9 protein-coding genes and 3 pseudogenes are annotated in these 13,513 nt (G+C 65.4%); 11 read left to right on the top strand and 1 reads right to left on the bottom strand.

Annotated features, from left to right (window positions below; translation table 11 throughout):
* Nucleotides 1-13: 13 nt before the first annotated feature.
* Nucleotides 14-287 (bottom strand): annotated as a pseudogene (locus ACTGJ9_RS30550) (aldehyde dehydrogenase family protein); the annotation flags it as partial.
* 274 nt (nt 288-561) lie between these two features.
* Between ACTGJ9_RS30550 and ACTGJ9_RS30555 the strand changes: the two are divergent.
* The 11 genes and pseudogenes from ACTGJ9_RS30555 to ACTGJ9_RS30605 all read left to right on the top strand — a co-directional run bounded on the left by ACTGJ9_RS30555 (nt 562) and on the right by ACTGJ9_RS30605 (nt 13,513).
* Nucleotides 562-1,812: an ABC transporter substrate-binding protein gene (locus tag ACTGJ9_RS30555; protein ID WP_200468655.1), complete on the top strand. Its 1,251-nt coding sequence runs from the start codon at nt 562-564 to the stop codon at nt 1,810-1,812.
* Nucleotides 1,813-1,943: 131 nt separating this feature from the next.
* Nucleotides 1,944-2,770 (top strand): annotated as a pseudogene (locus ACTGJ9_RS30560) (AraC family transcriptional regulator).
* Between the two features lie 177 nt (nt 2,771-2,947).
* On the top strand, nt 2,948-3,958 hold the full coding sequence (locus ACTGJ9_RS30565) for a branched-chain amino acid ABC transporter permease (protein ID WP_456674083.1): 1,011 nt from the start codon (nt 2,948-2,950) through the stop codon (nt 3,956-3,958).
* Between the two features lies 1 nt (nt 3,959).
* Nucleotides 3,960-5,048 carry a branched-chain amino acid ABC transporter permease gene (locus ACTGJ9_RS30570; RefSeq protein WP_456674084.1) on the top strand — a complete coding sequence of 363 codons (1,089 nt, stop codon included), beginning with the start codon at nt 3,960-3,962 and terminating at the stop codon, nt 5,046-5,048.
* Nucleotides 5,041-5,823, top strand: coding sequence for an ABC transporter ATP-binding protein (locus tag ACTGJ9_RS30575; RefSeq protein WP_456674085.1), 783 nt, complete (start codon nt 5,041-5,043; stop codon nt 5,821-5,823). The genes ACTGJ9_RS30570 and ACTGJ9_RS30575 overlap by 8 nt, the downstream gene beginning before the upstream one ends.
* Nucleotides 5,816-8,032 carry a Tm-1-like ATP-binding domain-containing protein gene (locus ACTGJ9_RS30580; RefSeq protein WP_456674086.1) on the top strand — a complete coding sequence of 739 codons (2,217 nt, stop codon included), beginning with the start codon at nt 5,816-5,818 and terminating at the stop codon, nt 8,030-8,032. The genes ACTGJ9_RS30575 and ACTGJ9_RS30580 overlap by 8 nt, the downstream gene beginning before the upstream one ends.
* A gap of 3 nt (nt 8,033-8,035) precedes the next feature.
* On the top strand, nt 8,036-8,869 hold the full coding sequence (locus ACTGJ9_RS30585; protein WP_456674087.1) for a phosphoenolpyruvate hydrolase family protein: 834 nt from the start codon (nt 8,036-8,038) through the stop codon (nt 8,867-8,869).
* Nucleotides 8,870-8,895: 26 nt separating this feature from the next.
* Nucleotides 8,896-11,800, top strand: a pseudogene (locus tag ACTGJ9_RS30590) (flotillin family protein).
* Between the two features lie 10 nt (nt 11,801-11,810).
* The gene (locus ACTGJ9_RS30595) at nt 11,811-12,248 is read left to right on the top strand and encodes an SRPBCC family protein (RefSeq protein ID WP_456674088.1); all 438 of its coding nucleotides are present in this window, start codon (nt 11,811-11,813) and stop codon (nt 12,246-12,248) included.
* 5 nt (nt 12,249-12,253) lie between these two features.
* The gene (locus ACTGJ9_RS30600; protein ID WP_456674089.1) at nt 12,254-12,697 is read left to right on the top strand and encodes an SRPBCC family protein; all 444 of its coding nucleotides are present in this window, start codon (nt 12,254-12,256) and stop codon (nt 12,695-12,697) included.
* Complete coding sequence (locus ACTGJ9_RS30605; protein ID WP_456674090.1) at nt 12,698-13,513, top strand: FAD binding domain-containing protein; 816 nt, start codon at nt 12,698-12,700, stop codon at nt 13,511-13,513. It abuts the gene before it with no gap.

A 13,513-nucleotide genomic window follows, 5' to 3' on the forward strand; every position in this document is an offset into this window, starting at 1 on the left:
ACCGCAAGGTAGTCGGCTCGTGCATGGCAAGCGCCACGCCGCGCAACACCGGTGCATGGATCGTCCCCTCGTATTTGTCGGCCCAGACCCCATAGCTGAACAGGCGCTCGATACCGGCCTCGACCTCTGCGCGCGCCTTGGCGGGTGAAACGCCGGTCATGTCACCGATGCGCCGGGCGAAACTCGTCGACGCGCGCGGACAGATTTTCGGCAAGGTAGTAGAGGATTTGGGCGCGATTATGCGTCGTCCCCCGCGCCCACCCCTCGGCCGTGCGCGCGCCGGCCACCGGCATCAAGGCACTGCCGTGAAGCCGCGGACGCTGTTGCTTTGTTGACCTCAATGTCGAGCACGTGCGCGACGTTGCACCGCGGAACGATTTGCGACGCACCATTCAAAATGAGACTGCCCGTTAAGCCGCGCATGGCTCGGATGCATGCGCCGCATCCGAGTTCGGTTAGCCTCCGCCTCAAGAACCGTTTGCCTTGCAAAGCCGTCGCACCGCGGCGGACGTGGCAGGATGCGGTGAAAAACAACGACAAGAACGCCCCAGGAGGAGAGCAATGTTGAAAGGCAGTCTAGGACTGATCGCGTTGAGCAGCCTGTTGTTGTCGGGCACCGCCTTCGCGCAGGAGAAGATCAAGGTCGGCGTCACCGCGACGCTCGAAGGCACCTACACCGTCCTCGGCGAGGACGGCATTCGCGGCTTCCAGACCGCGCTCAACGTGCTTGGCAAGAAGGTCGGCGACAAGGAGCTGGAATTCGTCATCGCCTCGACTGACGCAACCCCGGACTCTGCGGTCCGCGCGGTGCGAAAGCTGATCGAGCAGGACAAGGTGCAGATCCTGCTGTCGCCGCTGTCAGGCGACGAGGGCATCGCGGTCAAGAATTTTGCAAAGACCCATCCCGAGCTGACCTTCATCAACGCGGCCTCCGGCGCCCAGGAAACGACCTATGTCGATCCGGCCCCGAACTTCTTCCGCTACAACATGGACGGCGCGCAGTGGCAGGTTGGCCTCGGCAAATACGCCTATGACGAGAAGAAGTATCGCAAGATCGCGACCGTCGGCGAAGACTATTCCTTCATCTACACCCAGGTGTTCGGCCTCGTGCTCGAATTCTGCGGCGCTGGCGGACAGGTCACCAACCGCCAATGGGTGCCGCTCGGGACCAAGGATTTTGCCTCGGTCATCGCCGCCCTGCCCGACGACGTCGACGCAATCTATCTCGGCCTCGGCGGCGCCGACGCCGTCAACTTCCTCAACCAGTACCAGCAGGCCGGCGGCAAGGCGCATCTGATGGGCGGGTCGATCATGATCGACCAGACCATCCTGTCCTCCAAGGGCAATGCCAAGAACGCGCTGGTCGGCACGCTGGCCGCAAGTGGCCAGGCCGACACCTGGGAAGATCCGGGTTGGCAGAAGTTCGTGAAGGACTATCAGGACGCCTTCCCGCCGAACAAGCGCTTCCCGAGCCCGTCGCTGCTCGCCACCAACTACTACGGCTCGACCATGGCGCTGATCCTGGCGCTGCGTCAGGTCAATGGCGATCTCAGCGACAACCAGTCCAAGTACAAGGCCGCGCTGGCGAAGATCGAGCTCGATGCGCCCAACGGCAAGATCAAGCTCGACGCCAACCGCCAGGCCATCGGTACCAACTTCGTTACCGAAGTCGTCGACGACGGCAAGGGCGCGCTGTTTTCGAAGGTCGTGAAGGTGATCCCGAACGTAAACCAGACGCTGGGCTACGACCCCGCCGTGTTCGCCAAGATCGGTCTGCCAAGCCGTACAGTGCCGGAATGTAAGAAGTACTGACGTAGTCGTATCAGCGACGCCATGACTGACCGGGGAGAGATTTGCAAAGTGCGCGACACGTGCGCCCTTGCAATCTCTCCCCGGTTGTTGAACGCTATCAAAAAAAGACAAGAGCTTCTGGGAGGGAAGGCATGAGCCGGGCGCTCGCCGTCTTTCACGGCCGCTTCGGCCGGGCGACGGTCTATCAGTTGAACCGCCCTTTCAACATCCACGCACATCGCGAAGGTCATTTGATCTTCCATGTCGGGGGACGTCCCGCATGCATCGATGTCAACGATGGACGTTACGAGCTCACTGAAGGCTCCGTGGTCGCTGTCAATCCCTGGGAACCGCACAACTTCCTGCCGTCCGATCTCGACGGCGGCGCCGTTTTCTTCGTGCTCTATGTCAATGCGGAGTGGTTTGCACCCGATGCGCCCGGCGCCGACCGCCTGCGCTTCGGCCGCACCCAGCTCACGCGGTCGGTTGCACTGGACAAGCATATCCGGCACGCAGCCGCCCTTGTGTGCGGCGCACCCTCGCTCAACAGCCTCGACGGCGAGCTGAGACGTCTGATCGACCTCTGCTACGACGAGAGCTGGCAGCAGGCTGAAACCTCGCCCGATCCGCGCGCGAACGGCTCCGTCACCGATTTTCGCGTGCGCAAGTGCATCAAGATGATGTCGGAGAGCCCGGGCGCCGAGATCGAGCTCGACACCATCGCGCGCGAATCCGGTCTGTCGCGGCCGCATTTCTACCGGCTGTTCCGCACCCAGACCGGCGTTACCCTCACCTCTATCTCAACACGCTGATGATGGAGCAGGCGCTGGAGGCGCTGGTGGCGAGCGAATCGCCGATCGCCGATATCGGTTTCGATCTCGGCTTCTCCTCGCAAAGCGGCTTCACCCGTTTCTTTGCCGCCAATGTCGGGATGGCGCCGACCGATTATCGACGCGCTGCCAAGGTTTTGCGCGGCTGACGAGCACGCGAAAAGATACTCACGATCAAATGCGCTCCCGTGCACCCCATTAGGATGAGCGGAACGCGATCCCGACAAGAGGATCGCGGTCGCCAGGGAGCGTACGTTCATGTCAGGGCTTGCGGCCGGTAACGGTCTGCGTGCGACCTCGCCCACAAGCGGGCACGAGGTGAAGCCATGACCCGCTTTGTCGAGCGCCATCCTGCATGGGCGCTGATCGTCATCATCGCTGTCGCAGTGGGACTGTGGCTGATCTTCGCGGTATGGCCGGCTGGGCTTGAAGAGGCGATCGGCCGCAAGCGGGTGTTCCTCAACGCGCTCTTCAACGGCATCACGCTCGGCGGTCTCTATTTCCTCGTCGCCAGCGGTTTTACGCTAATCTTCGGCCTGATGCGCAACGTCAACCTCGCGCACGGGTCGCTCTATCTGTTCGGCGGCTATGTCGGCTACGCCATCAGCGCCTCGACCGGATCCTGGATTCTTTCGTTTATCGCTGCCTTCATCCTGACGGCGCTGGTCGGCGTTCTGCTTCAGGTCCTTGTGTTCCGCCGCATGGAGGGCCAGGATCTGCGCCAGACCATGGTGACGATCGGGCTTTCGATCGTGTTCGCCGATCTCATGCTGTGGGCCTGCGGCGGCGACTTCTACCAGATCCAGACACCGAACTGGCTGATCGGCCCGATCGAGCTGCCGCTGATCACCGCGGTGAGATCCTCCGGTGAAGCTGTCTACCTGCGCTATCCGCTGGTGCGGCTTGTGATCTTCCTGGCCTCCGTGATCATCGGCGTCGGAATGTGGCTCGCGCTCAACCGCACCCGGATCGGCATGATCATCCGCGCCGGCGTCGACGATCGTGACATCCTTGCCGCAACCGGCGTACGCATCCAGATCGTCTTCGTGCTCGTCTTCGCGCTCGGCGCCGGGCTCGCCGGCATCGCGGGCGTCGTGGGCGGCACCTTCCAGTCACTCTCCCCCGGCGAGGACATCCGCTTCCTGCTCGCGTCCCTCGTGGTCGTGATCGTCGGCGGCATGGGCTCGATCCCGGGTGCCGCGCTCGGCGCGCTGATCATCGGCCTCGCCGAGCAACTCGGCTCGGTCTACATCCCGACCTACGCCATCGTCGTGACCTTTCTGATCATGGTGCTGGTGCTGGCGCTTCGGCCTCAGGGCCTGCTCGCGAGGCGCTGACATGTCCGTGACCCACGACGCCGGCATTCGGGTCCGCACCGCCGTCCCAACGGCACAGCGTCCGATCGCGCGCGGCTGGCCCGACGTCAACAATCCCGCGGTCTGGATCGTGGCGGCCATCCTCCTGATCATGCCGCTGATCGCCAACGGCTTCTTCCTGATCGAAATTTTTGCGACGACGCTGATCCTCGGCACCATCGCGCTCAGCCTGATGTTCCTGGCCGGTTACGGCGGCATGGTCAGCCTGATGCAGCTCACCATCGCGGGCTTTTGCGCCTACATGGTCGCTGTGTTCGGCGTCAGCGGCAACGCCAATATCAGCCTGGGCTGGCCGTGGTGGCTTGCGGTGCCGATGGCGCTGACGCTGGCGACGGTCTTCGGCACGCTCGGCGGCGCGCTCGCGGTGCGGACCGAGGGCATCTACACCATCATGATCACGCTCGCCATTGGCGCGGCCTTTTACTACTTCACCAACCAGAACTGGGCGATATTCAACGGCCACACCGGCATCAACAATGTCTCGACGCCGCATTTCTGGGGCGTCGACTGGCGCTGGGACATTCCCTTCTACTATGTCGTGCTCGCGGTTGCTGCGCTCTGTTATTTTGCCGTCGACTACGTCGCGCGCGCGCCGTTCGGCCTGGCGCTGCAGGGCGTGCGCGACAATCCGCGCCGCATGGCCGCGCTCGGCTTCAACGTCAATGCGCACCGCGTCGCGGCCTATGCGGTGACATCCTTCATCGCAGGCCTTGGCGGCGTGCTCCAGGTCTGGAACTACCGCCAGATCTCGCCGGGCTCGGTTAGCGTCGGCGCCTGCATCGACATTCTCATTATCGCCGTCGTCGGCGGCATTACCCGGCCGATCGGTCCCTATATCGGGGCACTGGTCTTCGTCCTCCTGCGCACGTTTGCGCTCGATTTCCTGGTCAAGATCGGACTCGACGGCAACCGTTTCCGGCTGCTGATTGGTCTCGGCTTCCTCGCCATCGTGTTCTGGTCGTCAGATGGCGTAATCGGCCTGTGGCAGCGCTGGCGCCAGAGGCATCGTCCGCAGTCAGACCGCCCGGGCGGAGGGCGCGGCCATGGATAGCGTCGCCCGTCGCCTCTCCGCGGTCGGTGCCGGTGCAGCACTTGAGCTGCGCGGCGTCACCCGGCTGTTCGGCGCGCTGGCGGCGCTGACCGACGTCACCATCACCGTGCGCCCCGGCGAGCGGCGCGCCGTGCTGGGCTCCAACGGCGCGGGCAAGACCACGCTGTTCAACTGCATCACCGGCGACTTCCCGCCGACATCGGGCACGATCCGCTTCTTCGGTGAGGACGTTACGCACTTCCCGCCCTATGAGCGCATCCGCCGCGGGCTGAGGCGGACCTATCAGATCTCCGCGCTGTTCCCCGGCCTCACCGTCCAGGATAACGTCTATCTCGCCTGCCGTGGCGTCTCGCGCGGGCGCTTCTCGTTCCTGCGTCCCGGCCAGAACGATGCGCTGATGCACGCGGCTGACAGTCTGGTCCAAGCTGTGCACCTCACCGCGGTGAAGGATCAGCGCGTCGCCGAGCTCGCTCACGGTCAGCAGCGCCAGCTCGAAATCGCGCTGGCGCTGGCGGGCGCCCCTCGGCTCGTGCTGTTCGACGAGCCGGCCGCCGGCCTTTCGCCGACCGAGCGGGCCGAGCTAGTCGAGATTCTGACCTCATTGCCGGCGCATATCGGCTACATCATCATCGAGCACGACATGGACGTGGCGCTGCGCGTCGTCGAGAGCGTGACGATGATGCACAACGGCCGCATCTTCAAGGAAGGCGTGCCGGAGGAGATCCAGTCCGACCCCGAGGTGCAGGAGCTTTATCTCGGAGGCGGCCATGAGTGAGATCCGGCGCTCCCCCGCGGCGCTCGAGGTCCGCGGCCTCGACGTCTATTACGGCCATTCGCACGCGCTGCAGGGCGTCGACCTCTCGCTCGACAGCGGCGTGTTTTCCGTCGTCGGCCGCAACGGCATGGGCAAGACCACGCTGTGCAAGGCGATCATGGGCCTGGTGCCGGTCAGCGGCGGCTCGATCCGGTTCCGCGGCGAGGACATCACACGGCGGCCCCCAGCGCATATCGCGCGGCTCGGGGTCGGCTATGTGCCGCAGGGCCGGCGGCTCTGGCGCTCGCTCAGCGTCGACGAACATCTGCGGCTGGCCGGCGGGATGCGGTCGGGTGCCTGGACCGTCGAGCGCATCTACGACACCTTTCCGCGGCTCGCCGAACGCAAAGACCATGGCGGCGGTCAGCTCTCCGGTGGCGAGCAGCAGATGCTCGCAATCTCGCGTGCGCTGCTGACAAATCCACAGTTGCTGATCATGGACGAGCCGACCGAGGGGCTCGCGCCCGTCATCGTCGCCCAGGTCGAGGAAATGTTGCAGCAGCTCGGCGAAGACGGCGACATGTCCGTGCTTGTGATCGAGCAGAACATCGGGGTTGCCACCGCGATCTCGCGCAACGTCGCGATCATGGTCAACGGTCGCATCAACCGCATCATCGATTCCGGTAGATTGTCCGCCGACCGCGAGTTGCAGCGGCGCCTGCTGGGCGTCGGACTGCACGCCGAGCTCGAACCCGACATCGATGGGCCCGCGGCCGGCGGCGACGCAAAGCCTGCCCCTCAGCCTGCACGCACCAGCGGCCCGATCCGGATCTACATCTCCAATCCGACACCGCCGACACGGTGGTCGCAGCCGGTCCCGATCGGGCGCATCGAGGCCGCCGCACGCACGCTCTCGACGCAGGTTGCCCGCCTCGACGACACCGCGCGGCGCAAGCGTGAGCCGGTGACGGCGCAAACCTCCGGCCCTCCGGTCGTATTGGTCGTCGGCACGCTCGACACCAAGGGCACGGAACTTCGCTTCATTCGCGACATCATCATGGAAGCCGGCCTGCGTACGCGGCTGGTCGACGTCTCCACCAGCGGCAAGCACGCAACCTGCGATGTCTCCGCCCAGGAAATCGCGCTGAACCACGGTCGCGGCGGCTCCGCCGTGTTCGGCCCGGACCGCGGTGCTGCAGTCACCGCGATGGCTGAGGCGTTCTCCAATTGGATCAAGCGGCAGGGCAATATTGCCGGCGTGATTTCCGCTGGCGGCTCGGGTGCGGCATCTCTCGTCGCACCCGGCATGCGCACCCTCCCCGTCGGTGTGCCGAAACTGATCATCTCCTCGGTCGCCTCAGGTGACGTCGGCCCCTATGTCGGTCCGGCCGACATCACGATGATGCACTCCGTCACCGATGTGCAAGGCCTCAACTCGATCTCGCGCGCGGTGCTATCGAACGGCGCCAATGCCATCGCCGGCATGGTCAAGGCGCGGCTCGATCAGCGCGAGAGCAGAGAGCGAGCGGCGAGCGCCGGACTGCCGTCGGTCGGCATCACCATGTTCGGCGTCACCACACCGGCCGTGCAGAGGATCGCGGCCGATCTGCGCGAGGATTTCGAATGCCTCGTCTTCCACGCCACCGGCGTCGGCGGCCGCTCGATGGAGAAGCTGGTCGACTCCGGCCAGATCGCCGGCGTGATCGATCTCACCACGACCGAGATCTGCGACCTCCTGATGGGTGGCGTATTTCCGGCGACGGATGATCGCTTCGGCGCGATCATCCGCACCCGCCTGCCCTACATCGGCTCGGTCGGCGCGCTCGACATGGTCAATTTCGGCGCGCCCGACACCATCCCCGAGCGCTATCGCGGCCGCAAATTCCACGTCCACAATCCGCAGGTCACGTTGATGCGGACGACTGTGGAGGAGAACGAGCGCATGGGCCGCTGGATCGGCGAGCGGCTCAACCAGATGGACGGACCGGTGCGCTTCTTCCTGCCCGAGGGAGGCGTCTCCGCGCTCGATGCCCGCGGCCAGCCGTTCTGGGATGGCGAGGCCGATGCCGCCCTGTTCCGCACCCTGGAGCGCACGGTGCGTGCGACAGGCAACCGCCAGCTGATCCGCGTCAAAGAAAACATCAACGATCCCGAGTTCGCCTCGACCATCGCAGCTGCGTTCCGATCGCTGTTCGGACGCGCCGGGGCGCGCCGGAGACTAGCGAGGTGACCGATGGCCCGGTTTGAACGCGCACCATTGTTGAAACGGTTTCGCGAAATGGCGAAACGCGGCGAGCCGATCGTCGGCGGCGGCGCCGGCACTGGCCTCTCGGCCAAATGCGAGGAAGCCGGCGGCGTCGATCTCATCGTGATCTACAATTCCGGCCGCTACCGCATGGCCGGCCGCGGCTCGCTCGCCGGGCTGATGGCCTATGGCGACGCCAATGCCATCGTGCTGGAGATGGCCGGCGAAGTGTTGCCCGTGGTCAGCAAGACGCCGGTGCTCGCCGGCGTCAACGGCACCGATCCATTCCGCGATATGGATGTGTTTCTCGATCAGCTCAAGGCGCTCGGCTTCGCCGGCGTGCAGAACTTCCCGACCGTAGGCCTGATCGACGGCGTGTTCCGCGCCAATCTCGAAGAGACCGGCATGTCCTACGCGCTGGAGATCGACATGATCGCAAAGGCGCGCGAGAAGGATTTGCTGACGACGCCGTACGTGTTCAGCGAGAAGGAAGCCGCCGCGATGGCAATCGCCGGCGCCGACATCATCGTCTGCCATCTCGGACTCACCACCGGCGGCACGATCGGCGCGCAGACCGCGCCCAAGCTCAAGGACTGCCCGGCGCGCATCGACACCTGGGCGTCCGCCGCGCTCAGCGTCAATCCGGACATTCTCGTGCTTGCCCATGGCGGCCCGATCGCGGATCCGGCGGATGCCGATTTCATCATGAAGAACACCCGCTACTGCCACGGCTTCTACGGTGCCTCCTCGATGGAGCGGCTGCCGGTGGAGCGGGCGTTGACGGAACAGGTACGCAAATTCAAGGCGATCGGCGCGCGCTAACGCCTGTAAGATTGAGGGAGGGAAACATGTCAGGGATCCTGGTCGGCGAACTCATTCTCTGGCTGGTCGTCGCCATCGTCGCGATCGTGGTTGGCGTCTATATCGTCAACTGGCTCTACCACCGCTCCTCCAAGGAGGTGTCGTTCGTCCGGACCGGTTTCCTCGGCGAACGCGTCGTGATCAATGGCGGCGCCTTCGTGCTGCCCTTCATTCACGATTACACGTCGGTCAACATGAACGTGCTGCCGATGGGCATCGTGCGCTCCCGACAGGACGCCGTGATCACACGCGACCGCATGCGCGTCGATATCGAGGCCGACTTCTATGTCCGGGTCCAGGCCACCCGCGAAGCCGTCTCGATCGCCGCCGCAACGCTCGGCCGCCGCACCATGGAGCCGGAACAGCTCCATGCGCTGCTGGCCGGCAAGTTCATTTCCGCGATCCGCTCGGTCGCGTCCGAGATGACCCTGGAAGAGATGCATGAACGTCGCGGCGACTACGTCACACGCGTCAAGACCAATGCGGCCGAAGCTCTCGCCCAGAACGGTCTTGAGCTCGAGTCCGTCGCCATCACCGATCTCGACCAGACCGACCTCGAATTTTTCAACCCCTCGAACCGCTTTGACGCCGAAGGCTTGACCAAGCTGATGGAGGACATCGAGGCGAGGCGCAAGCTGCGCAACGACATCGAGCAGGACTCGATGATCAAGATCCGCACCCGCAATCTGGAGGCCGAGCGACAGGCCCTCGAAATCGAGCGCGAGAGCGAGACGGCGCGGCTGGAGCAGGAACGCGACATCGAGATGCGCCGCGCGCTCCAGCGCACGGAAGTCGCCCGCGAACGCGCCCTGCGCGAAACCGAGGCCGAGCAGGCGCAGATTTCCGCACGCGAGGCAATCGAGCGCTCGCGAATCGCCAATGAGCAAGCCATCGCCGAAGCCCGCATCGCCTCCGAGCGCGAGACCCGCCAGAAGGAGATCGAGCGCACCCGGACCATCGAGGAGAAGGAGCTGCTGGCGCGCGAGGAGATCGAGAAGACGCGGATCGCCAATCAGCGCTCGATCGACACGACGCGGATTGCGTCGGAACGCGAGGTCCGCCAGCGCGAGATCGAGCGGATGCGCACCGTCGAAGAAGCCGAAATCGCCGCGCGCGAGGCGATCGAAAAGGCCCGTATCCAGCAGGACCGTGTCGTCACCGACGCCCGCATCGCCAATGAGGAGGAAACGCGCCGCCGCGAAATCGAGCGCAGCCGCGCCGTGGACGAGGCCGAGATCGCTGCCCGCGAAGCTACCGAGAAGGCGCGCATCGCCCAGACCCTGATCGTCAACGTCGAGCGCATCGCCTCGGACGAGCGCACCCGCGCGCTGGAGATCCAGCAGGTCCGCACCATCCAGGAGGCGGAGATCGAGGCACAGCGCGCGGTCGAGGCCGCCCGCATCGCGCGCGAGCGGACTCTCGCCGCCGAGCGCATCGCCGCCGAGCAGAATACGCGGCAGCTCGAGATCGAGCGCAACCAGACCCTCGAAGTTGCCGGCATCGCCGCACGCGAGACGACGGAAGCAAGCCGCATCGCTCAGGAGGAACGCGTCCGCTCCCTGGAGATCGCGCGCAATCGCGCTGTCGAGGAGGCCGACATCGCCTCGCGCGAAGCGATCGAAGCGGCCCGCATCGCGCAGGAAAAGACCGTCGCCGCCGAACGTATCCAGGCGGAGCGCGATACCCGCTCGCTGGAAATCGAGCGCACGGGCGTGCTGGAGGCCGCCGAACTGAAGCGGCGCGACGCCATCGAGCGCCAGCGGATTACCGTCGATCTCGCTCTTGAAGCCGAGCGGATCAACTCCTCCAAGAAGCGCGAGGTGCTCAATATCGAACAGAAAAAGGCGATCGAGATCGCCGACGAGGACCGCGTCATCGCGCTCTCCGCGAAGAAGTCGGAGCGGATCGATGCCGATCGCCAGGTCCGGCAGGCCGAAATCGTGGCCCGCAAGGAGGTCGAGACTACGGATGTCTCGCGCGAGCAGGCGCTCGAAGCGGCTCGCCTGGAGCGCCGTCGCGCGATCGAGCAGCTCGAGGTCGCCCGGGTCCAGTCGTTGCAGGAGGCCGAGATTGCCTCCCGCGAGGAGGTCGAGCGCGCGCGCATCTCCTCCGACCGCGGCCTAGACGAAGCCCGCGTCGGCCGCGAGCGCGAGTTGCGCAAGCTCGAGGTCAACCGCGAGAAAGAGGTCGAGACCGTCTTGATGGAGAAGGCAATCGCCATCCATCAGAAGTCGCTGGAGGAGTCTGCCGCCAAGGCGCTGGCGGAGGAAGCGCGGATGCGGGCCACCGAAGCAACCGAGCGTGTCATCACCGCCCGCGAGAGCGAGATTGCCAAGCGTCGCAAGACGATCGAGGTACTGCTCGCCGAGAAGCAGGCCGAGGAGACCCGGATTGCCGCGGACGCAGAGCGTGTCCGTGCCACCGTCGAAGCCGAAGCGCAGCGAATGCTCAACGAGGCCGAGAACGTGCTCACCGACCAGGCGCGCTACTCGCTGTTCCGCAGAAAACTGCTCGACCGTATCGAGGGCATCGTGCGCGAGAGCGTCAAGCCAATGGAGAAGATCGAAGGCATCCGCATCCTCCAGGTCGACGGCCTCAACGGCAATGGCCACGGTGGCAATGGCGGCCGCAGCGCCACCGACGAGGTGATCGACTCGGCGCTGCGCTACCGCGTACAGGCGCCGCTGATCGATCTCGCTCCTAGCGGATATCGGGGTCGAGGGCGGCAGCCTCGCCAAGATGCCCGGTCTGATCCGCGAAGCGCGCGACATGCAGGGCATCAAGGAGTCCGCGCGCAAGGGCGGCGGAGGTGACAAGCCAGCTGCGTCCCCGCCCGTGGCTGAGGGCGGCGGCGAACCGGCGGCCGAGCGCGGTCCGCGGAAGAAGAGCTGAGGTCTGATCCATGCCACGCGTCTACGTCTCCACCGTCGTCAACGCGCGCAACGACCGCGTCTGGGCGCGCGTCCGCGACTTCAATGGCCTGCCGAACTGGCACCCCGCGATCGCCGAAAGCCGCATCGAGGGCGGCGAGCCCTCGGACAGGATCGGCTGTGTCAGGGATTTTCGCCTGCGCAACGGCGACCGCATCCGCGAGAAGCTTCTGGGCCTTTCCGACTACGACATGTTCTGCACCTACTCGATCCTGGAATCCCCGATGGGCGTCGAGAACTACGTCGCGACCTTGCGGCTGACGCCCGTCACCGACGGCGACCAGACCTTTGTGGAATGGACCGCCGAGTTCGACTGCGCGCCGGAGCGGGAGACCGAGCTCGTCGGCAATATCGGCGGCGGTGTGTTCCAGGGCGGATTCGATGCCCTCAAGCGCGTGTTCGGAGGCTGAGAGCCGTGCCGCATATCGTCAAAAGCACGATTTTGGACGCGCCGACCGATGCCGCGTGGTCGATGCTGCGCGATTTCAACGGGCATGACCGCTGGCACCCGGCGGTCGCGACCTCCTCGATCGAGCGCGCCCATTCGTCGGACAAGATCGGCTGCGTCAGGCGGTTCAAGCTGAAGGACGGCGCCGAGCTGCGCGAGCAGTTGCTGGCGCTGTCCGACCTCGAACAGAGTTTCAGTTACTGCCTGCTCGATACTCCGATCCCGATGTTCAACTACGTCGCCCATGTCCGCCTGCTGCCGGTCACCGACGGCGACCGCACGTTCTGGCATTGGGAATCCCGTTTCACGACCAAGCCGGAAGACCGGGACCGCATCACCCACATGGTCGCCGAAGACATTTACCAGGCCGGGTTCGAGGCAATCCGCCGCCACCTGAAGGAGGCCGCCTAGATGGCCGTGACAGTGAAGACTTACACCAGCGCCAGTGAGGCGGCCGGCGCGCTGTCCTCGGACCGCACCGCTCGTTATCTCGGCGGCGGCACGCTGGTGATGCGGGCGCTGAACGAGGGCGACGTCTCGATCTCGACCGTCGTTCGCGCCCAGGATCAGGCGTTGACCCGGATCGATGCCTCCGGCCCGCGCATCACGCTGGGCGCCGGCGTCACTTTCGCGCGCGTCCTCGCCGAACGCGACCTTGCCTTCCTGCATGCCCCTGCCCGTTCGATCGGTGGCCCCGCCGTACGCAACATGGGGACTGTCGGCGGCAACCTCTTCGCCCCGAACCCGTACGGCGATTTCACTGTCGCACTGCTGGCGCTTGATGCCACTGTGGCCGTGCAAGGCAGCTTCGGCTCGCGCGACATCCCGATCGAGGAGTTTTTGCAGGCGCGCGAGCGACAGGCCGGGACATTGGTCTTGTCGGTCTCCTGCACTCGACCGGCAAGCAGTGAGGCATTCCGCTATCGCAAGATCGCGCGCATCAAGCCGAAGGGCGGCTCCGTCATTACGCTGGCCGCGCATCTGCCGATCAGCGGCGGTCGGATCGCAGGCGCGCGGATCGCACTTGGCTCGATGGCACCGACGCAGATCCGGGCCCGCGCCGCCGAGCGGGCGCTCGAGGGCCGCTCACTGGATGCCGCGACCATCGCGGCCGCATCCGCGGCCGCCGAGGGAACATCGCCAGCCGACAATGCGCTCGGCAGCGCATGGTACCGCCGCGAGATCGTCGGCGTCCATCTGCGCCGTCTGCTGTCGGGACAGGAATAA

Origin of the sequence: Bradyrhizobium sp. RDM12, assembly GCF_051917485.1 — a bacterium.
Taxonomy (GTDB): domain Bacteria; phylum Pseudomonadota; class Alphaproteobacteria; order Rhizobiales; family Xanthobacteraceae; genus Bradyrhizobium.